This is a genomic window from Nonomuraea sp. B1E8, from assembly GCF_039871515.1.
In the GTDB taxonomy this organism is placed as follows: Bacteria; Actinomycetota; Actinomycetes; order Streptosporangiales; family Streptosporangiaceae; genus Nonomuraea.
In genome coordinates this window covers 518,986-541,161 of the sequence record NZ_JBDPLS010000004.1, presented here as the reverse complement: position 1 = coordinate 541,161, position 22,176 = coordinate 518,986, and the positions used below count along the sequence as shown (strand labels likewise).

Sequence of the window (22,176 nt, the reverse complement as noted above, 5' to 3'; positions counted from 1 at the left end):
TCAGCTTTCCAGGTAACGGAAGGCCTCGTGCGCCGAGCGCACACTGCGCCGGAGCGTGCGCTCCAGAACGTCGGCGTCCTCGGCCAGCCGCTCGATCTCGGGTACGGCCAGCGCGTCGGCGCCCGACTCCGCCAGCAGTTCCTCGTACTTCGGCAGCCGGGCGCGCAGCTCCTCGATCTGGCCGCGGGCGTGGTAGGCGCGCTCGGCGTCGGCGACGTGGGCGGCGTAGCGCTCCAGCGCCTCCACACGGGCGACCACGGCCGCCTCGCTTCCTGCCAGCGCCCGTTCGAGCGGCTCGATCACCGCGGCGACCTCGGGCGCGATGCCCCTGGACACCAGCTCCCTGTGCTCCAGGCGCAGCGCCGACAGCTTGGCCAGCAGCCGGGCGATCTCCCACTCCTGCGCGGGCAGCATCACGGCGTTGCGCGCGTCGTCGAGGAGGCCTTCGGCGTTGACGTGGGAGCGCAGCACGGACCCGATCGCCCGCTGCGCCCTGGCCAGCACCTGCCCGGCCTCCTCGTCGAAGTCCTCGGGCAGCAGGTAGCGGCCGTCGTACCAGCGGGCCTGCTCGTACACGCCGCGCTCGTGCGGCCGGTCGTCCTCCACCACCTCGCCCATCGAGGCGATCTTGACAAGGACGATGAAGACGTACGTGCCCAGGAGCATGAACCCGGCGGGCGCGAGCGGCGAGGCCATCAGGACGGCCATGAACGCGATCACGGCCGGGGTGGCCGCCAGCAGCAGCGCGCTGGAAGCGCTCCGGTGGCGCGCCGGCGCCCGGGTGGCCGGGGGCACCCAGCCCGCCTTGATCCTGGACAGCAGGGGGGCGTTCGCGCGCAACAGTCCGGCGATCTCCGGGGGTACTCCCGGATCGACTACCACACCCACGTTCTGTCCTGGCACCCTGGCGCCCCCAACGCTCGTGATGTGTGGATATTACGTAACTTTTTCCCCGGATGTCAGCCTCCGAAAGGTCAGGTTGGGGAACCACCGCACGATCGTGGCGGCCGCGGCAGCCGGGGCACGGCGGCAGGCACCTGATCGCTCAGGACGTGTTCTGCTGGATCTCCCAGAGAGCCATCTCCGGGACGCCGGCCTTGACCAGCGCGTTCCAGGCGCCCATCCGGTCCACCGGGTCGGCCAGCACGGCGCGCAGCAACGGGCGCAGCTCGGCGTGGCCGTCGCCGTCCTCCGCCCACATCGCCCCCAGCGCCTGGTGCAGCGCCGGCGACCTGACCGCCACCGTACGGACCAGCTCGTCAAGGATGCGGACCCGCTCCCGGTAGGGCAGGCCGCGCCCCTCCCCCAGGGCACGCAGCAGCAGGTCGAGCAGGCGGCGGTGCCGGGGCGTGTGGCCGGTGGCGACCGCGACGACGACGTCGCCCATGCCGTCACTCATTCCGGTACTCGTCCCGGCTGCGCTCCTGGCGCCCTCCTCGCCCCCGAGCACGACGTCCTCCGTGCCGCCGTCGATCACCCGGTGCGCCGACAGCGCGGTGAGCAGGCCGTTCCAGCCCTCGTGCCCGAGGTTGCCCTTCCACAGGTGGGTGAGCGCGGACCAGCGGTCCAGGGGGTCGGGTCCCGCCAGGAGCGAGGAGACGCTGACGGGCTGGTCGGAGGCGGCGACGATGAGCAGGGTGAGGTTCGCGGAGTAGGCGGCCAGGCGGCGGGGCACCGTGTGACGTACCGGAAGGAAACCGGTGAAGTGGCGGCGGGGGCGCTCGTGCAGCGAGCGCCGCAGCACCCCCGCCAGGAGCGTGACGCACCGCTCCCGCACCGCGGCGGGCACCTCGGCCAGCAGCTCCAGGATGAAACCGACGGTGGGCCCGCGCTCGGCCAGGCACGAGTGGGACGTGACGACGTACAGCAGGTCGTCGTCCACGGCCTGGACGAGCGCGAGGGGCTCGTCACCGGCCAGGTGGCGCCTGCGGTCGAGGTCGCGCAGCGCGTAGACGGTCAGCCAGGCCACCAGGAACTCGCCGAACGTCGAGTGCAGGAACGCGTGGCCGTTCCTGCGGACGAAGAAGAACCGTTCCGTGGCCTTGCGCACCCAGTCGATCCGCTCGCCCTCGTCGTCGGGGTCCTCCTCGCCGCCGTGGCACAGGGCGGGCAGGTCGCGCTCGAGCGCCTCGTCGCCGAGGACCTGGCGGCCCCTGGCCAGCATGGACAGCGCCGCCGTGCCGAGCAGCACCAGCTCCTGGTCGATCGCCACCCGTCGCGCCCCGCCGGTCTCCCGTTCGGTGTAGTCCCTGAGCAGCACCTCGTACAGGCGGGCGCGCCCGAGCGGGCCGTGGTCGCGCTGCAGCGCGTTGCCGCCCGCGTCGTAGAGGGCCAGCAGCAGCAGGAGCAGCGGCTGCCTGGCCATGTCGCCGTGCACGAGCGCCGCCTCGGCGGGCAGCGGCTTCAGGTCACGCCTGGCCAGCAGGGACCGGTTGGCCTGGTCCCAGATGTCCAGCCACTGCCGCACCTGGCCGTCGTCGAACGGCTGCAGCTGCAGCGCCAGCAGCCCCTCCGGATACCTGATCCGGTCCGCCACCACCGTACGGCTGGTGACGATCACCGCGACGGGACGCCCGAGCCCGGCCTCCCTGGCCTGGAACTCCTGGACGTGTTCGAGGTAGTCGAACCGGTTGACGCCGCCCTGCAACAACTCGTCCAGCCCGTCGAGCAGGATCACCGGCATCGCCCCGTCGCCGGCCGCCACCAGGTCGGCGTAGCCCACCTGCTCCTCCAGCACCCCCTTGAGGGCCTGCTCGATCTGCTCGGTGACGTCCGCGCGCGCGGCCACCGCGCCCAGCTCCACCCTGATCGGCAGGAACTCCGACCTGGCCAGCCGGGCCGCGAGCACCTCGGTCAGCTTCGTCTTGCCCGAGCCCGGCTCGCCCAGCACCAGCAGGGGCGCCCGGGTGGCCCGCAGCGAGGTGAGGTGTCCCACGAGGAACGCCTCGGGGTCGGGCAACAGGCGCCGGTCGTCCCACCAGGCCCGCTCGGCGGGCGCGGCGTAGCGGGTCAGCTCCGCGACCCGGCAGCGGGGAGTGAGGTAGCCCTCGCCGAGCAGCGGGAGCGTGACGTCCTCGGGATGTTTCCCGGCGACCAGGAGCGGCTGGTCGAGCGCGTTGGCGGCCATCCTGGCCAGGTGGATCACGGGGCGGTCGCCGACCCTGGGCGGGGCCAGCTCGGCCAGCAACCACGCCACCCGCGACAGCGCGGTGCCGGGCGGCGGCCGCTCCGTGACGAGGCTGCGCACCCCGAACTCGTGGCTGTCGAGCGCCAGCGACCGGTAGTCCTCGTCGTAGATGCGCAGCGCGTGCGCGGGCGGGCCCTCGGCGAGCATACGGGGCAGCAGGAGCTGGTCGTCGACGCTCAGCTCGTCCCAGATCGACAGGCCGCCCACGTATCCGGCCAGGGCCTCGGACATGTGCAGGAAGGCACGTTCCACGGCGCGCCGCGTCTCGGCGTACGGCAGGTGCGGCTCGGGCGTGGGCAGCCGCTCCAGCAGCAGCTCCGCCACCAGCCTGGCGAACCGCTCGGGCGTCGGCACGCCGTGGGAGATCTTCTCGCCGCGGTCGAGCCGGTCCAGCGTGAACGGCAGCTTCGCCTCGCCGAGCGCCTCGAAGTACGCCGACACGACGATCACGGCGTGCGCCGCGGCCAGCCGCTCGGTGCGGGTGTGCCGGTCGACGCCGCCCTTGAGTTCGGGCATGCGGCGCACGATGTCCTTGCCGTAACGGACGATGCCGTCGCGCATGTCGTTCAGCCCGGCCGCCAGCCGCCCGCCGCCGGCCAGCGCCCAGCCGGTGCGCTCGGCGGCCGAGGCGAACCCGACGACCTTGACCAGCCTGCCGTCCTTGCATCCGAGAATCCTCAGGGCGTCGGCGTAGCTCGGAGTATCGATCATGGCCTTCTCCCGGGGACAGGGGGTGTCCCATCATGCGCTCCGCGCCCGCGATCGCGCAGGCTTCCACACCATGCCGGTCTGCTGCCGGTGTTGCCGGTCTGAACGTTATGTACCCTTCAGGGCTCGCGCGATCTCCGGCAGCGCCGCCGGATCCTCGATCGTGGACGGCGTGGTGTACGGGCGGCCGTCGGCGATGTCGCGCATCGTGGCGCGCAGGATCTTGCCCGAGCGGGTCTTCGGCAGCCGGGCGACCACCAGGGCGCGGCGGAAGGCGGCGACGGGCCCGACGCGCTCGCGTACGAGGGCGGCCACCTCGCGCTCCACCTCGGCGGGGTCACGCTCCGCACCGGCCTTGAGCACCACGAACCCCATCGGCAGCTGCCCCTTCAGCTCGTCGGCCACACCGATCACGGCGCACTCGGCCACGTCGGGGTGGGCGGCGATGACCTCCTCCATCGAGCCGGTGGACAGGCGGTGCCCGGCGACATTGATCACGTCGTCGATGCGGCCCATGACGTAGAGGTAGCCGTCGGCGTCGAGGTGTCCGCCGTCGCCTGACAGGTAGTGGCCGGGGTAGCGCTCCAGGTAGGAGCGGGCGAAGCGGGCGTCGTCGCGGTAGAGGGTGGGCAGCGCGCCGGGCGGGAGCGGCAGCTTGACGGTGACCGCCCCGTCGACCCCCGGCGGGCAGTCGTTGCCGTCGGCGTCGAGGATGTGCACGTCCCAGCCGGGGACAGGCTTGGTGGGCGAGCCGGGTTTGATCGGCAGCCGTTCGATGCCGGCGCAGTTGGCGGCCACCGGCCAGCCGGTCTCGGTCTGCCACCAGTGGTCGATGACGGGGATGCCGAGCAGGCCGGACGCCCAGTGGTAGGTGTCGGGGTCGAGGCGCTCGCCGGCCAGGAAGAGGTACCGCAGCCCCGACAGGTCCCACTTTTTCGCGAAATTTCCGGATGGGTCCTCTTTCTTGATGGCCCTGATCGCGGTCGGCGCGGTGAACAGCGTACGCACCCCGTGCGTGGCCACCACCCGCCAGAACGCTCCCGGGTCCGGCGTGCCGACCGGCTTGCCTTCGTACAACACGGTCGTGCAGCCCGCCAGCAGCGGCGCGTACACGATGTAGGAGTGGCCGACCACCCAGCCCACGTCGGAGGCCGCCCAGTAGACCTCGCCCGGAGCGGCGCCGAACACGTTGGCCATGCTCCAGTGCAGCGCCACCGCGTGCCCGCCGTTGTCGCGCACGACGCCCTTGGGCGAGCCGGTCGTGCCGGAGGTGTAGAGGATGTAGAGGGGGTCGGTGGCGGCCACACTCACGCAACCGGCCGGCTCGGCCTCGCGCACGGCCCGCTCCCAGTCGAGATCGCGGCCCTGCGTGAGCTCGGCCACCGACTGCGGTCGCTGGAGGATCACGCAGCGGTCCGGCCGGTGCGCGGCCTGCTCCAGCGCCGCGTCCAGCAGCGGTTTGTACGCCACCACCCGCGCCGGCTCGATGCCGCACGACGCCGAGAGCACCACCTTGGGCCTGGCGTGGTCGATCCGCATCGCCAGCTCCCTGGCCGCGAACCCGCCGAACACCACCGAGTGCACCGCGCCCAGCCGCGCGCAGGCCAGCATCGCGACGACCGCCTCCGGCACCATCGGCATGTAGACGACCACGGTGTCGCCGGCCCGCACGCCCAGATCGCGCAGCATGCCCGCGGTCCTGGTCACCTGGTCGAGCAGGTCGGCGTAGGTGAGGACGCGGACCGTGCCGGTGACCGGGCTGTCGTGGATCAGCGCCGCCTGCTCGCCGCGCCCGGCCGCGACATGCCGGTCGACCGCGTTGTGGCAGGTGTTGAGCCGCCCGTCGGGAAACCAGCGGCCGTCGTCGCCGAGCGCGGTGGCCGGCGCCACGTCCCAGTCGATGCCGCGCGCCGCCTCGGCCCAGAACGCGCCAGGCCGCTCGATGCTCTGCCGGTAAGCCTCGTCGTAACCGCCCACTGATCGATCAGATCAGCCCGCGCCCCCATGGCGCAAGATACAGGGGTGAGCGATGACTTGATCCTTTCCGTCGTTATGGGATCGCGGGCGTACGGGCTCGAGACCGAACATTCCGATACCGACCGGCGGGGCGTGTTCGTGGCGCCGACCGCGGCGTTCTGGCGGCTGGAGAAACCTCCCACGCACCGCGACGGGCCGCTGCCCGAGCAGTTCTCGTGGGAGGTCGAGCGTTTCTGCGGCCTCGCCCTCGAGGCCAACCCCACCGTCCTGGAATGCCTGTGGTCGCCTGTCGTGGAGGTGATCACCCCCGCCGGCCGGCGGCTGCGCGAAATGCGGACGGCGTTCCTTTCGCAGCGGGCGCAGCACTCGTTCGCCGGCTACGCCGAGAACCAGTTCCGCCGCATCGACCCGCTCGCGCCCAAGTGGAAGCAGGCCATGCACATGGTGCGGCTGCTGCTCAGCGGCCTGCACCTGGTCCGGCACGGCGAGCCGCTGGTCCGGGTGGGACCGCACCGCGAGCGGCTGCTCGCGATCCGGCGCGGAGCGCTGCCGTGGGCGGAGGTGGACGCCTGGCGCGCCGCCCTGGTCGCCGAGCTGGCCGCGACCCCGAGCGTGCTGCCCGCCCGGCCGGACCGGGACCGGGTGGAGGACTTCCTGATCGGCGTACGGAAGGAGAACCTGTGAACGACCTGCCCGGATGGCTGGCGGAGATCCCCGGTGAGCAGCCGTACCCGCCGGTGTTCGCGACGGTGAGCGGGGCGCACCTGTACGGGTTCCCCTCGGCCGACTCCGACGTGGACCTGCGGGGCGCCCACCTGCTGCCGGTGGAGGAGGTGGCCGGGCTGCGGCACGGCCCGGAGACGCTGGAGCGGACGTGGACGCGCGACGGCGTCGAGGTGGACCTCGTGACGCACGACCTGGCCAAGTTCGGGCGCCTGCTGCTCGGCCGCAACGGCTACGTGCTGGAGCAGCTGCTCTCGCCGCTGGTCGTGGCGTCCTCGGCGGCGCACGAGGAACTGGTCGCCCTGGCCCCTGGCTGCCTGACGCGCCACCACGCGCACCACTATCTGGGATTCGCGCGCACGCAGTGGCGGTTGTTCGGCAAGAGCGGCGAGCTGAAGCCGCTGCTCTACACGTTCCGTGTGCTGGCGACGGGGACGCACCTCATGCGCACCGGCGAGCTGGAGGCCGACCTGACCCGCCTGTACGCGTACGGGCCGGCGTACCTGCCCGAGCTCGTCGCCGCGAAGCGGGAGGCCGAGCACGGGCCGGCGCCGTCCGTGCCGGGAGTCCAGGAGGACGTGGCGCGGATGACGGCGGCGCTGGAGGAGGCCCGGGAGTCGTCGGCGCTCCCCGAGCGGGCGTCCGCCGGGGAGGCGCTGCACGACGTGGTGGTCCGGGCCCGGCTGCACGGGCCCTCGCCGGGCGTCACGGAGCCGCGGGATCGGACGGCCCGGACCTGACGGGGAATCCGCCGTTACGTAACCGCGGGATCGGCCGACAGGACGAGCCTGATGGCGAAGGTTCGGTAGCCGCCGCGCTCGAACGCCCTGGCCATCGGCACGTTGCCGGAGTCGGTGTCGGCCACGATCCGCTGGACGCCCCGCTCCGCGTGGAAGCGGGTGATCTCGGCGAGGAGGTCGTCGACGTACCCGTGGCCGCGCCGCTCGGGCACCACACCGAGATAGCCGACCACGGGCCCGGCGTCGTTGGCGGAGGGCAGGGCGACCCCGACGAGGTCGCCGCCCTCGTCGTAGGCCAGCCGCCACCAGGACCGTTCGCCCCGCATGGACGCGTAGTCGCGGACGTCCTCGCGGGCCTGCTCCACCGGGTCCATGGTGCGCAGGGCCTGGCGTGTGGCGAAGTCGAGCGTTCCGGCGGCCACCCGCCGGAACGCCTCCACGAAGGCCTCGTCGTTGTCCTCGCCACGGAAGACGAGCCGGGCCGGCGGCTCGGGGACGGGCGCGTCGCCCGCCGTCCACGCATAGCGCAGGCGTTCGAGCTCCTCGGTCAGCCCGGCGCGGCCGGCGGCCTCCCAGCGCCAGCCGATGGCCGCCGTGACCGCGGGGTCGCCGCGCCAGCCGTCGGGCACGAAGACGTGGTACTCGGGCGCCCGCCCGAAGGCGGCGTGGGCGTGCTGCAGTAGTTCGGCGGCCACGCCCACGCGGTCGCCGACCGACGGGTGCACGTAGAGACAGTCCAGCGCGAGCGGCCTGGCGCCGTCGGGGAAGCTCCACCAGACGGCGCGGGCGAGGATGTCATCGGTGTCGTCGTCGGTGGCCAGCCAGATGCGGTCGTAGCCGTAGTTGCGGCTCTCCAGGTACGACAGCAGCCGCTCAGGGTGGGCCCAGCTGATGGGCTCGTCGACGACGCAGCCGAGCAGGCGGTCTAGGTCGTCCTTGACCGCGGGACGGAAACGCATGGTTCCTCCGAGAAGTGGAAGCGGGCGCGAGGAGCGCCCAGGGTGATGCGGAACATCTCAGCGCCTCCTTTCTTCCGACTTTTCGGTGTCGGCTGGCACTTTAACAGAAATATCGCGACAGGATGGGCTGGTGAGCTCCTACGACGACACGCTGCCCCTGCAACCGCCGATCCGGCTGCCGGGCGAGGCCACGCTCGCGGCGGCGGTGCGCGCCGCGCCGCTGGCCGAGGAACTGAAGCCGGAAGGCGACGACTCCGAGGTGCTGGCCGCCTGGGCGGGACACTGCCGCGACCTGCTGGCCGCCGACGGCGCCCTGCTGCTCGAACTGATCAGGATGTTCCTGACGCGCGAGCCGCACCAGGGCGAGGTGCCGGAGACGCTGACGGGGCTCGGGCTGGTCCGCCAGGAGGAGCCGTACACGCTGAGCTGGCTCGGCCTGTGGGTGGCGCGGCTGATGGTCGCGGCGACCACCGGGCAGGAGGTCCCGGTCATGGGCTCGTTCGCGGACGGCGACGCCACGGCGCTGCTGCACGGCCTGCGCTCCTACCCGGAGGCGGAACGCGACGAGGAGCTGGCGGGATGGCTGAAGGGCCGGGACCGCGATGAGGCGGTGGCCGAGATCGCCGCGGCGCTGGCCACCGTCAGCCCGCTGAGCCGGGCGATCGGCGTGGAGCTGTTGTCGACGCGGTTCGGCGACGAGGGGCGGCTGGCGCTCTCCCGGCACCTGGAGAAGCGCAAGCTCGGCGCGGTGATCGCGGCCAGGACCGGCCGCACCGAGCGGCAGCCCGCGCCGGACGAGATCGCGTGGGTGCTGGTGGACATGGCGGCGGCGCTGCTGGAGTTCGGGGACGAGCCGGGCCAGGTGATCGAGTCGATCGCCCTGGGCATGGACGCGGAGGAGCAGGCGGGCACGATCCCGATCCTGGCCTTCGGCGACCATCCGTGGACGGGTCAGGTGCTGCGGTTGTTCATCGACCACCACCCGGACCAGCGGGTGTCGGCGGCCGCCCGCAAGGCGCTGCGCCGGCTGCGCGGGCTGGCCGACGTCCGCGGCTGACGTGTCGTCCGGCGCGCTGGGGCCGCCGGGCGCTCACGGCGTGCCGGCCTGCCGCTGCTGTTCCAGGCGCACCTTCTTCGGTACGCACATCCGCCAGGCCTCCAGCACGAGTTCGCGCATCTCGGCGGCGTCGATGGCGGCGAGCCGTACCTCCACCCAGTTGAAGCGCAGGTCCGACTCTCCCGGCATGAGGAACTTGTCCGGCTCGGCCGCCACGAGCGCCGCCCGCTCCTCCTTCGGGAACCCGAAGCCCATGAGCGTCTCGTCGCGCGAGAACGCCACGTAGACGATCTGTCCTACCCGGAACTTGACGCGGTCCCGGATGAGGTGCTCGGTGGAGCGCGGGAGCGTGCGCGCGAACTGCCGTACGTCGTCGACTGTGACCACGCGGGCAACGTTACCGATTTCCCTCGGCGGCCGAGATGTCGGCGAGCGCGGAGTCCGGGTCGCGCTCGACGGCCAGGTCTCCCAGGCTGACGATGCCGACGGGGCGGCCGTCCTCGACCACGGGGAGGCGGCGGACGGCGTGCGAGCGCATCATCCGCACGGCCTGCTCGATGCCGGTGTCGGGGTCGACGGCCTCGACGGCCGGGCTGCACGCCTCGCGTACCGGCGTGTCCGGACCGCGCTCGGCGGCGACCACGCGCACGGCGATGTCACGGTCGGTGACGATGCCCTGCATGCGGCCGTTGTCGTTGACGATGATCGCCCCGGTGTCGTGCTCGCGCATGAGCGCCGCGGCGGCGGAAACCGGCTGGTCGCCCTCGATCGTGAGCGGGTGGGCTGTCATGACGTCTGCCACGGTCCTCGCCATGGGTCCTCCTGTGGGTCGGTGCCCGCCTTCTACCCGGGCGCTCATCCGATTCACCAGGGGGCGGGCCGCGCCGCGCCTGTCTCGTACAGCGAGACACTTTCTCTTGAATGGCGAGACAGGCGCTAGGGTCGCCGGCAACGGTCCGGCGAAGACGAAGGAGTTCGGCGATGGAAGCCGTCTACACGCATGGCCACCACGAGTCGGTGCTGCGCTCGCACCGCTGGCGCACCGCCGAGAACTCGGCCGCGTACCTGCTGCCTCACCTGAAGCCCCACATGAAGGTGCTCGACGTGGGCAGCGGGCCCGGCACCATCACCGCGGACCTGGCGACCAGGGTGGGGCACGTGACGGCGTCCGAGGTGAGCGCGGAGGCGCTCGACCTGGCCAGGGCCGAGGTGCGCGCCCGCGGCCTGGGCAACGTGGACTTCGCCGTCGCCGACGTGCACGCGCTCGGCTTCGACGACGACACGTTCTGCGTGGTCCACGCCCACCAGGTGCTGCAGCACGTGGGCGACCCGGTGCGCGCGCTGCGGGAGATGCGCAGGGTCACCAGGCCGGGCGGGTTCGTGGCGGCCCGCGACAGCGACTACACGGCGTTCGCCTGGCACCCGCGGCTGCCGGCGCTGGACGAGTGGATGGAGCTGTACCAGAAGATCGCGCGAGGCAACGGCGGCGAGCCGGACGCGGGGCGGCGGCTGCTGTCGTGGGCGCGGGCCGCCGGGTTCGAGCACGTCACCGCCACGTCGTCGACCTGGTGCTTCGCCACGCCCGAAGACCGGGCCTGGTGGGGCGGGATGTGGTCCGAGCGGATCGTGCGCTCCGCGATGGCCCGGCAGGCCCTGGCCACGGGCGCCGCCACGGAGGCGGACCTGCGGCGGATCTCGGAGGGGTGGCTGACATGGGCGGCCGACGGCGACGGCTGGATGTCGCTCCTGCACGGCGAGATCCTCTGCCGCGCCTGAGGCCCGCCCCGCGGACCCGCCGGCCGCAGGCGCGCCTCCCCAGGCGACCGGAGGCGCGGATCCGGGCACCGGCCGGAGGTCTGCTCCGAGCCCGGCCCGGGCGCTGTCAGATGCCGAGGGTCCTGGCGCGCTGCCACTGGGGGTCGCGGTAGAGGACCATGTCGGAGCCGATGAGCTCGTCGGGCGCCGACAGCATGGTGATCTCACCCGCGGCCTGCAGTTGCAGCAGCAGGTCGCGCACGCGCGGCCCGACGGGCAGCCGCCCGGCGGGCAGCCCGAGACCCGTCCTGACCGTGTCGGCGATCTCCGACAGGCGGAACGGCCCCTCGAAGCCCGCCACGATGCCGCGCACGACGGTCATCGTGATCAGGTGCTCGGCCTCGGCGTACGCCAGCTGCCAGGTGACCTGCTCCCTGCGGCGGCCGCTGCCCGCGCACGACGGGCACCCGCGCGTCATGCCCGCCGTCACCTCTTCCTCCGCCGAGCCGAGGCACGCCGAGCACAGGCCGTTCTCGGCGGCGTGGAGCTCGGCCGGCATCCGGCCGGCCAGGGCCACGCCGCAGGCGCAGCCGAACGTGTCACCGAGAATGCCGGCCTGCGGGGTGATCGCATGCTTCGTCATCGGGCCGACTCTACCGGCCCGCCCGCCCCGCGAGGCAACAGCGGCCACAGCGGTGACGCTCCCACGGGCGGGCGTGGACGTCAGCCGGCGACGCTGCGGTAGAGGTCGCGGGTCAGCCTGGTGATGCGCTTGACCGAGCCGCTCCACGTGCCGCCCACCGGGTGCGCGGTGAGCACCGCCATGACGTACCGGTCGCCTGGGCCGGCCAGGCCGGTCGTGTGCAGCACCGGGCGGCCGTAGTCGGGCACGCCCGAGCCGGTGGCCCGCCGCGCCACCCACGAGATGGGCGCGCCGACAGCCTTGGCGTCCTTGCAGCGGCTCGGCGGGGTCATGCCGAACCCGGACCAGCCCTGCTTGACCGCCCACGGCCGGGGGATCGCGTCGGGGATGCCGAAGGTCTGGTCGAAGCCGTCGGCCCCGCACGGCGTGGCCTTGCGCAGGTGGCCCAGGATCAGGTTCCTGACCTTGGCGTCGGCCCGGTCGAACAGGTAGCGGTAGGTGCGCACGATGTCGTACGCGCTGAGCGAGGTGTAGCCCCAGAAGCCCGGCTTGGAGGCGGGCGGCGGCGTGGTGTCGGCCAGGCCGAGCTTGCGGGCCATCCTGACGATGATCTTCCCCTCGCCCTCGCGCTCCCAGAACGTCGAGGCCGCGTCGTCGTCGCTGGCCCGCAGCATGCCCCTGAGCAGCTTGGCGTCGGCGGCGGGAACGCTCTGGTGCCGCTCCAGGTAGTCGATCGCGATCAGGATCTTGACGATGGAGGCCGAGCGGTACTTCCTGTGCGCGTTGCGCGTGGCCACGAACGTGCCCGCCTGCCGGTCGAAGACCAGCCACGCGGCCGTGGTGCCGGCGGGGACGGAGGGCGGCCTGGCCGCCTCGGCGTGAGCGGGCACGGCGGTCAGCGCGGCCGCGAGGGCGACGGGCACGGCGGCAAGGGGCTTGATTCGCACCCGCCTACAACTACCAGATTCCGCCCGTATCCCCTTGACCGCACAACTAAGCGGGTATAAACACAGATGAAACCAACTCGAAACGGCGGTGAACCAACATCATGTACGCCGAGGAGCGGCAGCAGGAGATCCTGCGGAGAGCGCGGTCAGCGGGCCGCGTCGACGTGGTGACGCTGGCCGCCGAGCTCGACGTGACCACCGAGACGATCCGCCGCGACCTGACGTCGCTGGAGCGGGCGGGTGTGCTGCGCCGGGTCCACGGGGGCGCGATCCCCGTGGAGCGGCTGGGGTTCGAGCCCGCGCTGGCCACCCGTGACGAGGTGATGACGGGCGAGAAGGAGCGCATCGCCAAGGCGGCGCTCGCCGAGCTCCCCGACGACGGTTCCGTGATCATCGACGCGGGCACCACCACGGGACGGCTGGTCCAGGTGCTGCCCGCCGACCGGGAGCTCACCGTGGTGGTGAACTCGCCACCGCTGGCCACCGCCCTGGCGGCGCGCGCCAACCTGCACGTGATCATGCTCGGCGGCCGGCTGCGCGGCAAGACGCTCGCCACCGTCGACGACTGGGCGCTGCGCCCGCTGGCCCACCTCAACGTCGACGTGGCGTTCATGGCCACCAACGGCTGCTCGCTGAGCAGGGGCCTGACCACGCCCGACCCGGCGGAGGCGGCGATCAAGCGGGCCATGGTCAAGGCCGCGCAGCGCAGCGTGCTGCTGGCCGACCACACGAAGTTCACCAACACCTATCTGGCCACGTTCGCCGAGCTCGCCGAGATCGACGTGCTGATCACCGACACCGGCCTGGACGTCGCGCTGGCCGCCGACCTGGCCGCGGCGGGCCCGGAGGTGATCCGGGCGTGATCCTCACCCTGACGCTCAACCCCAGCCTCGACCGCACGATCGAGATCGCCGCCCTGGACAGGGGCGCGGTCATCCGCGCCGCCGCCGCCCGCCTCGACCCGGGCGGCAAGGGGGTGAACGTCTCGCGCGCCCTGCTGGCCAACGCGGTCGCCTCGCGCGCGGTGGTGCCGTTCGGCGGCGACGAGGGCAGGCAGCTCGTACGGCTGCTCGCCGCGGAGGGGCTCGACATGGTCACCGTCCCCGTCGCGGGCCCGACCAGGTCGAACGTCACCCTCGCCGAGCCCGACGGCACCGTCACGAAGATCAACGAGCCGGGCACGGCCCTCGCGCAGGACGAGCTCGACACGATCGCCGACGCCGTGCTGGAGGCCGCGCACTCCGGCGACCAGGGGGCCGACTGGGTGGTCGCCTCGGGCAGCCTTCCGCCCGAGGTCCCCGCCGACGTCTACGCGTCGTTGTGCCGCAGGTTCGCCGGGGCGGGCATCCACGTGGCGGTCGACACCAGCGGCCCGGCGCTGTCCTGCGCGCTCGGCGCCGCGCCGGCCCTGGTGAAGCCGAACGCCGAGGAGCTCTCCGCCGCCACCGGCATGCCCATCCGCTGCGTGGGCGACGTCGTGGAGGCGGCGGCCACGTTACGTGCCGCGGGCGCGCGGGCGGTGCTGGCCAGCCTGGGCGGCGACGGCGCCGTCCTCGTCGGGCCGGACGGCATCTGGTACGGCGAAGCCCCCGTCACCGAACCCCGCAGCTCCGTCGGCGCGGGCGACGCCATGCTGGCCGGATTCCTCGCCGGAGGCGGGCGCGGCCCCGGCGCGCTGGCCCAGGCGCTGGCCTGGGGCGCCGCGGCGGTGCGCCTGCCCGGCAGCCGGATGCCCGGCCCTGCCGACATCGACCCCGGCGCCGTCACCGTCGGCTCCCCCGACCCGGCCCGTCCCCTCGCCTCCCCCGCCCTGCCGGCCCCGCCCGCACCCGCACTCCCCTGACCCAGCGAAGCGGCTGATCCTGCTCATCCCCCGAAGGAGCACGTCCCATGGCCGAAAGTTACACACCCCCGGTCACCGGAACCGGTGTCAAGGCCACCGTCCAGCGCATCGGCGGCCATCTGGCCGGCATGATCATGCCGAACATCGGCGCGTTCATCGCCTGGGGTCTGATCACCGCGCTGTTCATCCCGACCGGCTGGCTGCCCAACGAGACCCTCGCGAAGATGGTCGGCCCGATCATCGGGACCCTGCTGCCGGTCCTCATCGCCTACACCGGCGGCCGGATGGTGCACGGGCAGCGCGGCGCGGTCGTCGGCGCGGTGGCGGTCATGGGCGTCGTGGTGGGCACCGAGTCCCCGATGTTCCTCGGCGCCATGATCATCGGCCCGCTCACCGCCTTGATCCTGAAATATGTGGACAAGTTCACGGAGCAGCGGACCAAGGCCGGCTTCGAGATGCTGGTGGACAACTTCTCCGCCGGCATCGTGGGCGGCGTGATGGCCGTCATCGGCATGCTGGGCATCGGCCCGATCGTGGAGGCCGCCACCACGGCCGCGGGCAACGCCGTGAGCTGGCTGATCAGCAACAACCTGCTCCCCGTCGCCTCGGTGCTGATCGAACCGGCCAAGGTGCTGTTCCTCAACAACGCCATCAACCACGGCGTGCTCACCCCGCTCGGCATCGCCGAGGCCGCCCAGGCCGGCAAGTCGATCCTGTTCATGCTCGAGTCGAACCCAGGCCCCGGGCTCGGCCTGCTGCTGGCGTTCCTGCTGTTCGGCCCGCGCCAGCTACGGCCCAGCACCCCCGCCGCGATGCTCATCCAGTTCTTCGGCGGCATCCACGAGATCTACTTCCCGTACGTGCTCATGAAGCCGCGCCTCATCCTGGCCGTCATCGCGGGCGGCGCGGCCGGCGTGTTCACGTTCATCGCCACCGGCGCCGGGCTGGTCGCCTCGCCGTCGCCCGGCAGCATCTTCGCGTATCTCGCGGTCACCCCGAGAGGCGGCTGGCTCAGCTCCAGCCTGGGAATCCTCGTGGCCGCGGCCGTGTCGTTCGCCGTCGCCGCCGTCCTGCTCGGCTTCGGCCGCGGCGAGAAGGCGGAGCAGGACGACTCCGCGGACCCCACCGCATCCGCCGACTCCGCAGAATCCGCTGAGGGCACCGAGCCCACCACCGGGCCCACCACCGGGCCCACCGCTGAGCCCACCGCTGAGCCCGCCACCAAGGAGGCCTGAACCATGCCCAGCATCGACAGCAAGGACATCAAGAAGCTCATCGTCGCCTGCGACGCCGGGATGGGCAGCAGCGTGATGCTCGCCTCGCAGTTGCGCAAGCAGCTCAAGGACAGCGGCGTCACCGTCGAGCACACCCCGGTCAACTCCATCCCCGACGACGCCGACGTCATCGTGTGCCACTCGGGGCTCGCCGCCAGGGCCAAGGCCTCCGCCCCTGGGAAGCCCCTGGTGTCGTTCCAGATCTTCCTCGGCGACCCGGCGGTGACCAAGCTGGTGAACACCATCAGGAACGGCGGCACCGTCGATGCGTGACGACCTGCTCGATCCGCGGGCCGTGCTGCTGCACGAGAGCGCCCCCGACCGCGAGGCGGCCATCCGCCGGTGCGGGCGGGCGCTGGCCGACGTGGGGGCGGTCGCGGAGCCGTACATCGAGGCGATGCTCGAACGCGAGCGGTCGATCTCCACCTACGTCGGCGAGGGAGTGGCCATCCCGCACGGGACGAACACCTCCAAGGAGGACGTCCAGCGCGACGCGATCTGCGTGGTCCGCTTCCCCGGCGGGGTCGACTGGGACGGCGAGCAGGTCACCCTGTGCGTCGGCATCGCCGCCAAGGACGACGGGCACGTGCAGATGTTGTCGCAGCTGGCCGAGATCCTGCTCGACCCCGACCGCGCGAGAACGCTGCGCGAGGCCACGGAGGTCTCGCAGGTCATGAAGGAGCTCACATGAAGGTCGCCAGATTCCACGCCCCCGGCGACATCAGGATCGAGGACGCCCCCGAGCCCGAGGCGGGGCCCGGCGAGCTGAAGATCCGGGTGCGCAACTGCTCGACGTGCGGGACGGACGCCAAGATCTTCACGTTCGGCCACCACCACATCAGGCCGCCGCGCGTCATGGGCCACGAGATCGCCGGCGAGGTCGTCGGCACCGGCGAGCGGGTGCAGGTGATCGCCGCCATCCCGTGCGGCACGTGCCAGGAGTGCGTACGCGGCCGCCGTACGGTCTGCCCGAACCAGGAGTCGATGGGCTACCACTACGACGGCGGCTTCGCCGAGTACATGATCGTCCCTGCCAAGGTGCTGGCCGTGGACGGCGTCAACACCATCCCGTCCGGCGTCGGCTTCGCCGAGGCGTCGGTGGCCGAGCCGCTGGCGTGCGTCCTGAACGGCCAGTCGCTGGCGCGCGTCGGCGCGGGCGACGACGTGGTGGTGATGGGCGCGGGCCCGATCGGCTGCCTGCACGTGCGCCTGGCGCGGGCGCGCGGCGCCTCCCGGGTCTTCCTCGTGGACGTCAACGCCGAACGCCTGGCGATGGCGGCCGAGCTCGTACGCCCCGACGCGGCCATCGACGCCGACCCGGCCGAGCAGGTGCTCAAGCTGACCGGCGGCAGGGGCGCGGACGTCGTGATCACGGCGGCGGCGTCGGGCGCGGCACAGGAGCAGGCCGTGCGGATGGCGGCCAGGCAGGGCCGGATCAGTTTCTTCGGCGGCCTGCCCAAGGACGATCCCGTCATCGCGCTCGACTCCAACCTGGTGCACTACCGCGAGCTGACCATCGTCGGCGCGAACGGCTCCAGCCCCGCGCACAACGCCGAGGCGCTGCGGCTGGTCGCCGACGGCGCCGTGGTGGTGTCCGACCTCATCACCCATCGGCTGGCGCTGCCCCAGGTGCTCGACGGGATCGATCTCGTCAGCAGGGGCGCGGCCATCAAGGTCACCATCGAGCCCTGACGTCCGGCCCCGCGAGAACCAGCACTGAAGATCCGACATGGAGCCTGGGAGGCTTCTCATGGCACAACGAACGGTGGCCGTGGCCTCGGCCAGCGGCCTGCACGCCCGTCCCGCCAAGCTGTTCGTCCAGGCGGCGGCGAAGCTGGGGGTGCCGGTGACGGTCCGGCTGGGCGAGAAGTCCGTGCCGGCCAGGAGCATGCTGGGGGTGCTGTCGCTGGGCGCGGTGCGCGGCTCCGAGGTCACGCTCGAAGCGGAGGGGCCCGGGGCGGAGGAGGCTCTGGACTCCCTGGCGGCGCTGCTGTCGCGCGACCTGGACGCGGAAGAGGCCCTCGATGCGTGACCTGCCCCGCCCAGACCCCCTTCTCCCGGACACGGGACCGCAGAACGCCACGACCCCCGACGGCGACTCCAGCACGGGACCGCAGGACGCCACGACCCCCGACGGCGGCCCCGAGGCGGGTGCCGTCGGAGGGCTCGTGGGGCTCGGTGTCAGCCAGGGCCGGGCGGCGGGCCCGGTGATCCGGATGGCGGGGCCGCCGGCGCTGCCCGGACCCCGCCCGGTCACCGACCCCGCCGCCGAGGCGGCCACGGTCGCCAGGGCCCTGGAGGCGGTCGCCGCCGACCTCAACCGCCGCGCCGCCGCCGCCCGTCCGGCCACCCGGTCCGCCGCGGGCGGGGGTGAGGCGGCGGAGATCCTTGAGGCGCTGGCCATGATGGCCGAGGACCCCATGCTGCTGGAGGAGGCCGAGCGGCGGGCGCGCGACGGCGCCGACGCCGCGCACGCTCTCGACGCCGCCTTCGCCCAGCACCGCGACGCCCTGGCCGGGCTGGGCGGCTACCTGGCCGAGCGGGCCGCCGACCTCGACGATCTCAAGCACCGGGCGGTGGCGTTCGCGCTCGGCCTGCCGATGCCCGGCCTGCCCGCGCCCGGCCACCCGTACGTGCTGGTGGCCGAGGACCTGTCCCCCGCCGACACCGCGGGCCTGGGCCCGGACGTGCTGGCGCTCGTCACGGAGCGGGGCGGGCCCACCAGCCACACCGCGATCCTGGCGCGGGGCCGTGGCCTGCCCGCGGTGGTGGCCTGCACGGGCGTCATGGACCTGCCCGACGGCACGGTCGTCGGCGTGGACGGCGGCACCGGCGAGGTCACGACCGGTCTCACCGAGGAGCGGGCGGCCGAGATCGTGGCGGGCGACCGCGCGGAGCGGGCCAGGCTGGCGGCGAGCAGCGGCCCCGGCAGGACCGCCGACGGCCATCCGGTGAAGCTGCTGCTCAACATCGGCTCGGCCAAGGATCTGCGGCCGGGCGCGGAGGGTGTCGGGCTGTTCAGGACGGAGTTCCTGTTCCTCGACCGTACGGGGGCGCCGTCGTTCGAGGAGCAGGTGGCCGCGTACGCGGAGGTGTTCGGGCAGGCGGAGTTCGTGATCGTGCGCACGCTCGACGCGGGCACCGACAAGCCCCTGCCCTTCCTGGGCCTGCCCGACGAGCCGAACCCCGCCCTGGGCGTGCGGGGCCTGCGGGTGGACCGGGTCCTGCCGGACGTGCTGGACACCCAGCTCGACGCGATCGCCGAGGCGGCCAGGGCGACAGGGACGCAGGCGTGGGTGATGGCGCCCATGGTCACCACCGTGGCGGAGGCGAGCGGGTTCGCCCGCCGCGCCCGCGAGCGGGGCATCGCGAAGGTGGGTGCGATGGTGGAGGTGCCGGCGGCGGCGCTGCGGGCCGGGGCGCTGCTGCGGGAGGTCGACTTCCTCAGCATCGGCACGAACGACCTGGCCCAGTACACCTTCGCCGCCGACCGCCAGCACTCGGCGCTGGCCGATCTGCTCGACCCGCGCCAGCCCGCCCTGCTCCAGCTCATCGGCATGTGCGCGCGGGCGGGCAGGGAGGCGGGCAAGCCGGTCGGGGTGTGCGGCGAGGCGGCCGGCGATCCGCTGCTCGCGCCGCTGCTGGCCGGGCTCGGGGTGACGAGCCTGTCCATGGCTCCGGTGTGCGTGCCCGCCGTACGGGAGGCGCTGGCCGGCCTCACCTTGGAGGAGTGCCGGCGCCGCGCCGAGACAGCCGTCGGCTAGACACCTTCCGGGCTGTGCGCCCTGAGCTGGAGGCCGTCGCCTTCGACGTCCACGGTGACCCTGCCGTGCTCCTCGATCTCGCCGGTCAGCAGCATGGTGGACAGCCGGTTGTCCAGCTCGCGCTGCACGGTGCGGCGCAGCGGCCGGGCGCCGAACTCGGGCTGGTAGCCGCGCTCGGCCAGCCAGTCCTTGGCGGCGTCGGTGACCTCCATCGTGACGTCCTGGCCGCGCAGCCGCTGCCGGGTCCGCTCCAGCAGCAGGTCCACGATCTGGCGGAGCTGCTCGCGTTCCAGCCGCTTGAAGATGATCGTCTCGTCGATGCGGTTGAGCAGCTCGGGCCGGAGCGAGTGGCGCAGCAGGTCCATGAGCCGGTCGTGCAGTTCCCGGGTGTCCTCGGAGTCGAGGATCATCTGCGCGCCGATGTTGCTGGTCATGATGACGATCGTGTTGGTGAAGTCGACGGTGCGGCCGTGGCCGTCGGTGAGCCGGCCGTCGTCGAGCATCTGCAGCAGGATGTTCATCACGTCGGGGTGGGCCTTCTCGATCTCGTCGAGGAGGATGACGCCGTGCGGGCGGCGGCGTACGGCCTCGGTGAGCTGGCCCGCCTCCTCATATCCGATATACCCGGGCGGCGCGCCGATGAGGCGCGAGACCGTGTGCCGCTCCTGGTACTCGCTCATGTCGATACGCACCATGTGGTCCTCGCCGCCGAACAGGGCCGCGGCCAGAGACCTGGCGAGCTCCGTCTTGCCGACTCCGGTGGGGCCCAGGAACAGGAAGCTGCCGATGGGACGGTTCGGGTCGGACAGGCCCGCCCGCGCCCTGCGCACCGCCTCGGCGATGGCGACGACGGCCTCGTCCTGGCCGATCACGCGCTGGTGCAGGTGCTCCTCAAGCCTCATGAGGCGCTCGCGTTCGCGCTGGGTGAGCTGGGTGACCGGGATGCCGGTCTGCCGGGACACGACCTCGGCGATGTCCTCCACCACGACCTGCGGCACGCTGTCCTCGCCGCGCCTGGCGCGCTCCAGCTCCGGCCTGATCTTGCCGATCTGGGTCGTCAGTTCCTTGGCGCGGTCGAAGTCGTCGGAGGAGATGGCCTGCTCCTTGTCGCGGCGCAGCGAGTCGAGGCGCTCCTCCAGCTCGCGCACGCCGGCGCCGGGCGTACGCGAGCGCAGCCGCACCCGGGCCGAACCCTGGTCCATGAGGTCGATGGCCTTGTCGGGCAGGAATCGGTCGGAGATGTAGCGGGCCGACAGGTTCGCGGCCGCGTCGAGGGCCTCGTCGGTGATGCGCACCTGGTGGTGGGCCTCGTACGTGTCGCGCAGCCCGGCCAGGATCTCGACCGTCTGCTCCACGGTCGGCTCCGAGACCAGGATCGGCTGGAAACGGCGTTCGAGCGCGGCGTCCTTCTCGATGTTCTTGCGGTACTCGTCGATCGTGGTGGCGGCGATGACGTGCAGCTCGCCGCGGGCGAGAGCCGGTTTGAGGATGTTGGCGGCGTCCATGCCGCCCTCGGCGGACCCGGCGCCGACCAGGTTGTGCACCTCGTCGATGAAGACGATGGTCTCGTCGGCGTGCGCGCGCACCTCGTCGATGACCTTCTTGATGCGCTCCTCGAACTCGCCGCGGTATTTCGTGCCCGCCACCATCCCCGTCAGGTCGAGGCCGATGACGCGGCGGTCCTTGAGCATGTCGGGGACGGTCCCGTTGACGATGCGCTGGGCGATGCCCTCGACGATCGCGGTCTTGCCGACGCCCGGCTCGCCGATCAGGCACGGGTTGTTCTTGGTGCGGCGCGACAACACCTCGATGCACTGCTCGATCTCGTCCTCGCGGCCGACGACCGGGTCGATCCCGCCCTGCCTGGCCTCTTCCGTGAGGTCCCTGCCGTACTCGTCGAGCGTGGGGGTGTCGCCGCCTCCCCGGCGTCGCTCTCCCGCCTGCGCGCCGCCGGACACGATGGCCTGCTGCAGCTCGTTGGCGGATGCGCCCTGTTCCTGCAGGAGGCGGGCGGCGCTGGAGTCGGGGTTGGCGGCCAGGGCGAGCAGGAGGTGTTCCGGCCCGATGTACGACGACCGCAGGGCGCGCGAGATCCGCTGGGCGTCCAGGATGGCGCGTTTGGCCGCCGGTGAGAGCGTCGTGGGCGGCTCGCCGGGCGGGAGATGGGCAGGGCCGGGACCGGCGAGCGCGTCGATGCGGTCGCGCAGCCGTCCGACGTCCACGCCCGCCGAGCGCAGCATGCCCCCCGTGGCGTCGTCGTCGAGCAGCGCGTCGAGCAGGTCGAGCACGTCCAGGTCGGCGGCGCCACGCTGCCCGGCCTCCTCCAGGGCGCGCCTCAGGACCTCCCTGGCCGACGCGCTGAGCAGCCTGCCGACGTCCACCCGCTGGACGCTGGGCCGGGTCGGCGGCCAGGCCTCCATACCGCCGAACACGCGGCCCGTGAGCTCCTCGAACCCCCTGAACGGGTCCCCGCCGAAGAACGACCTGAACGGCATGTCAGACATGAATCCCCCTTAGGCTCAGGGGACATCTAGCCGTGTATGTCGCAGTTCATAGCCAGAGTTCGGCAAAGCCTGCCGCTCCTGGGCGGCCGATCGCC

Annotated in this window: 21 protein-coding genes; 12 read left to right on the top strand and 9 right to left on the bottom strand. The window is 72.8% G+C overall.

Translation table 11 applies throughout. The features are described 5' to 3' along the window. From ABGA98_RS17380 to ABGA98_RS17370, 3 genes are all read right to left on the bottom strand, one after another. Entirely contained in the window at nt 1-888 is an 888-nt protein-coding gene (locus tag ABGA98_RS17380; protein ID WP_347619340.1) for a hypothetical protein, read from the bottom strand. A 157-nt stretch (nt 889-1,045) separates the two neighbouring features. Continuing rightward, complete coding sequence (locus ABGA98_RS17375; RefSeq protein WP_347619339.1) at nt 1,046-3,898, bottom strand: hypothetical protein; 2,853 nt, start codon at nt 3,896-3,898, stop codon at nt 1,046-1,048. Nucleotides 3,899-4,003: 105 nt separating this feature from the next. Next, nucleotides 4,004-5,872 carry a propionyl-CoA synthetase gene (locus tag ABGA98_RS17370; RefSeq protein WP_347619338.1) on the bottom strand — a complete coding sequence of 623 codons (1,869 nt, stop codon included), beginning with the start codon at nt 5,870-5,872 and terminating at the stop codon, nt 4,004-4,006. 45 nt (nt 5,873-5,917) lie between these two features. On the opposite strand from ABGA98_RS17370, the gene ABGA98_RS17365 reads away from it, so the two are divergent. Next, the gene (locus ABGA98_RS17365; protein WP_347619337.1) at nt 5,918-6,556 is read left to right on the top strand and encodes a nucleotidyltransferase domain-containing protein; all 639 of its coding nucleotides are present in this window, start codon (nt 5,918-5,920) and stop codon (nt 6,554-6,556) included. Beyond that, the gene (locus ABGA98_RS17360) at nt 6,553-7,335 is read left to right on the top strand and encodes a nucleotidyltransferase domain-containing protein (RefSeq protein WP_347619336.1); all 783 of its coding nucleotides are present in this window, start codon (nt 6,553-6,555) and stop codon (nt 7,333-7,335) included. Before ABGA98_RS17365 ends, ABGA98_RS17360 begins: the two co-directional genes overlap by 4 nt. 14 nt (nt 7,336-7,349) lie before the next feature. Here the strand turns inward: ABGA98_RS17360 and ABGA98_RS17355 are convergent, their stop codons facing one another. Then, nucleotides 7,350-8,294 carry a GNAT family N-acetyltransferase gene (locus tag ABGA98_RS17355; protein WP_347619335.1) on the bottom strand — a complete coding sequence of 315 codons (945 nt, stop codon included), beginning with the start codon at nt 8,292-8,294 and terminating at the stop codon, nt 7,350-7,352. A gap of 130 nt (nt 8,295-8,424) precedes the next feature. Here ABGA98_RS17355 and ABGA98_RS17350 point away from each other — a divergent pair, with 130 nt between their 5' ends. Beyond that, nucleotides 8,425-9,351: a hypothetical protein gene (locus tag ABGA98_RS17350; protein ID WP_347619334.1), complete on the top strand. Its 927-nt coding sequence runs from the start codon at nt 8,425-8,427 to the stop codon at nt 9,349-9,351. A gap of 33 nt (nt 9,352-9,384) precedes the next feature. Here the strand turns inward: ABGA98_RS17350 and ABGA98_RS17345 are convergent, their stop codons facing one another. After that, nucleotides 9,385-9,738, bottom strand: coding sequence for an MmcQ/YjbR family DNA-binding protein (locus tag ABGA98_RS17345; RefSeq protein WP_347619333.1), 354 nt, complete (start codon nt 9,736-9,738; stop codon nt 9,385-9,387). Nucleotides 9,739-9,748: 10 nt separating this feature from the next. Next, nucleotides 9,749-10,165: a CBS domain-containing protein gene (locus tag ABGA98_RS17340; RefSeq protein WP_347619332.1), complete on the bottom strand. Its 417-nt coding sequence runs from the start codon at nt 10,163-10,165 to the stop codon at nt 9,749-9,751. A gap of 167 nt (nt 10,166-10,332) precedes the next feature. On the opposite strand from ABGA98_RS17340, the gene ABGA98_RS17335 reads away from it, so the two are divergent. Beyond that, on the top strand, nt 10,333-11,127 hold the full coding sequence (locus tag ABGA98_RS17335; protein ID WP_347619331.1) for a methyltransferase domain-containing protein: 795 nt from the start codon (nt 10,333-10,335) through the stop codon (nt 11,125-11,127). Nucleotides 11,128-11,233: 106 nt separating this feature from the next. Here ABGA98_RS17335 and ABGA98_RS17330 read toward each other — a convergent pair whose 3' ends face one another. After that, nucleotides 11,234-11,749: a hypothetical protein gene (locus tag ABGA98_RS17330; RefSeq protein ID WP_347619330.1), complete on the bottom strand. Its 516-nt coding sequence runs from the start codon at nt 11,747-11,749 to the stop codon at nt 11,234-11,236. An 80-nt stretch (nt 11,750-11,829) separates the two neighbouring features. Beyond that, the gene (locus ABGA98_RS17325; protein ID WP_347619329.1) at nt 11,830-12,696 is read right to left on the bottom strand and encodes a hypothetical protein; all 867 of its coding nucleotides are present in this window, start codon (nt 12,694-12,696) and stop codon (nt 11,830-11,832) included. Nucleotides 12,697-12,797: 101 nt separating this feature from the next. Between ABGA98_RS17325 and ABGA98_RS17320 the strand changes: the two genes are divergently transcribed. Genes ABGA98_RS17320 through ptsP form a run of 8 tightly spaced genes read left to right on the top strand, consistent with a single transcriptional unit; the run spans nt 12,798 to nt 19,577 of the window. Continuing rightward, on the top strand, nt 12,798-13,559 hold the full coding sequence (locus ABGA98_RS17320) for a DeoR/GlpR family DNA-binding transcription regulator (RefSeq protein WP_132598494.1): 762 nt from the start codon (nt 12,798-12,800) through the stop codon (nt 13,557-13,559). Next, on the top strand, nt 13,556-14,539 hold the full coding sequence (pfkB, locus tag ABGA98_RS17315) for a 1-phosphofructokinase (RefSeq protein ID WP_347619328.1): 984 nt from the start codon (nt 13,556-13,558) through the stop codon (nt 14,537-14,539). Before ABGA98_RS17320 ends, pfkB begins: the two co-directional genes overlap by 4 nt. 47 nt (nt 14,540-14,586) lie before the next feature. Then, nucleotides 14,587-15,774 carry a mannitol-specific PTS transporter subunit IIC gene (gene mtlA, locus ABGA98_RS17310; RefSeq protein ID WP_347619327.1) on the top strand — a complete coding sequence of 396 codons (1,188 nt, stop codon included), beginning with the start codon at nt 14,587-14,589 and terminating at the stop codon, nt 15,772-15,774. Nucleotides 15,775-15,777: 3 nt separating this feature from the next. Continuing rightward, a complete protein-coding gene (locus ABGA98_RS17305; RefSeq protein WP_347619326.1) occupies nt 15,778-16,086 on the top strand; it encodes a PTS lactose transporter subunit IIB in 309 nt (102 codons plus the stop codon). Then, nucleotides 16,079-16,504, top strand: a complete 426-nt coding sequence (locus ABGA98_RS17300; RefSeq protein ID WP_347619325.1) for a PTS sugar transporter subunit IIA — start codon at nt 16,079-16,081, stop codon at nt 16,502-16,504. Before ABGA98_RS17305 ends, ABGA98_RS17300 begins: the two co-directional genes overlap by 8 nt. Then, nucleotides 16,501-17,505 (top strand): zinc-dependent dehydrogenase, encoded by a 1,005-nt coding sequence (locus tag ABGA98_RS17295; protein WP_347619324.1) that lies wholly within the window; start codon nt 16,501-16,503, stop codon nt 17,503-17,505. The genes ABGA98_RS17300 and ABGA98_RS17295 overlap by 4 nt, the downstream gene beginning before the upstream one ends. Before the next feature lie 58 nt (nt 17,506-17,563). Then, the gene (locus tag ABGA98_RS17290) at nt 17,564-17,845 is read left to right on the top strand and encodes an HPr family phosphocarrier protein (RefSeq protein ID WP_347619323.1); all 282 of its coding nucleotides are present in this window, start codon (nt 17,564-17,566) and stop codon (nt 17,843-17,845) included. Further along, a complete protein-coding gene (gene ptsP / locus ABGA98_RS17285; protein ID WP_347619322.1) occupies nt 17,838-19,577 on the top strand; it encodes a phosphoenolpyruvate--protein phosphotransferase in 1,740 nt (579 codons plus the stop codon). Before ABGA98_RS17290 ends, ptsP begins: the two co-directional genes overlap by 8 nt. On the opposite strand, the gene ABGA98_RS17280 is transcribed toward ptsP, so the two are convergent. Continuing rightward, nucleotides 19,574-22,081 carry an ATP-dependent Clp protease ATP-binding subunit gene (locus ABGA98_RS17280; RefSeq protein ID WP_347619321.1) on the bottom strand — a complete coding sequence of 836 codons (2,508 nt, stop codon included), beginning with the start codon at nt 22,079-22,081 and terminating at the stop codon, nt 19,574-19,576. The two genes, ptsP and ABGA98_RS17280, sit on opposite strands and share 4 nt — an antisense overlap. Between the last annotated feature and the right edge of the window lie 95 nt (nt 22,082-22,176).

Bases quoted from the DNA above. Each gene is read 5' to 3' on its own strand.
- ABGA98_RS17330 (WP_347619330.1), bottom strand. From the start codon at position 11,749: ATGACGAAGCATGCGATCACCCCGCAGGCCGGCATTCTCGGTGACACG.
- ABGA98_RS17290 (WP_347619323.1), top strand. From the start codon at position 17,564: ATGGCACAACGAACGGTGGCCGTGGCCTCGGCCAGCGGCCTGCACGCC.
- ABGA98_RS17280 (WP_347619321.1), bottom strand. From the start codon at position 22,081: ATGTCTGACATGCCGTTCAGGTCGTTCTTCGGCGGGGACCCGTTCAGG.
- mtlA (WP_347619327.1), top strand. From the start codon at position 14,587: ATGGCCGAAAGTTACACACCCCCGGTCACCGGAACCGGTGTCAAGGCC.
- ptsP (WP_347619322.1), top strand. From the start codon at position 17,838: ATGCGTGACCTGCCCCGCCCAGACCCCCTTCTCCCGGACACGGGACCG.
- ABGA98_RS17295 (WP_347619324.1), top strand. From the start codon at position 16,501: ATGAAGGTCGCCAGATTCCACGCCCCCGGCGACATCAGGATCGAGGAC.
- ABGA98_RS17340 (WP_347619332.1), bottom strand. From the start codon at position 10,165: ATGGCGAGGACCGTGGCAGACGTCATGACAGCCCACCCGCTCACGATC.
- ABGA98_RS17320 (WP_132598494.1), top strand. From the start codon at position 12,798: ATGTACGCCGAGGAGCGGCAGCAGGAGATCCTGCGGAGAGCGCGGTCA.
- ABGA98_RS17305 (WP_347619326.1), top strand. From the start codon at position 15,778: ATGCCCAGCATCGACAGCAAGGACATCAAGAAGCTCATCGTCGCCTGC.
- ABGA98_RS17335 (WP_347619331.1), top strand. From the start codon at position 10,333: ATGGAAGCCGTCTACACGCATGGCCACCACGAGTCGGTGCTGCGCTCG.
- ABGA98_RS17375 (WP_347619339.1), bottom strand. From the start codon at position 3,898: ATGATCGATACTCCGAGCTACGCCGACGCCCTGAGGATTCTCGGATGC.
- ABGA98_RS17355 (WP_347619335.1), bottom strand. From the start codon at position 8,294: ATGCGTTTCCGTCCCGCGGTCAAGGACGACCTAGACCGCCTGCTCGGC.
- ABGA98_RS17300 (WP_347619325.1), top strand. From the start codon at position 16,079: ATGCGTGACGACCTGCTCGATCCGCGGGCCGTGCTGCTGCACGAGAGC.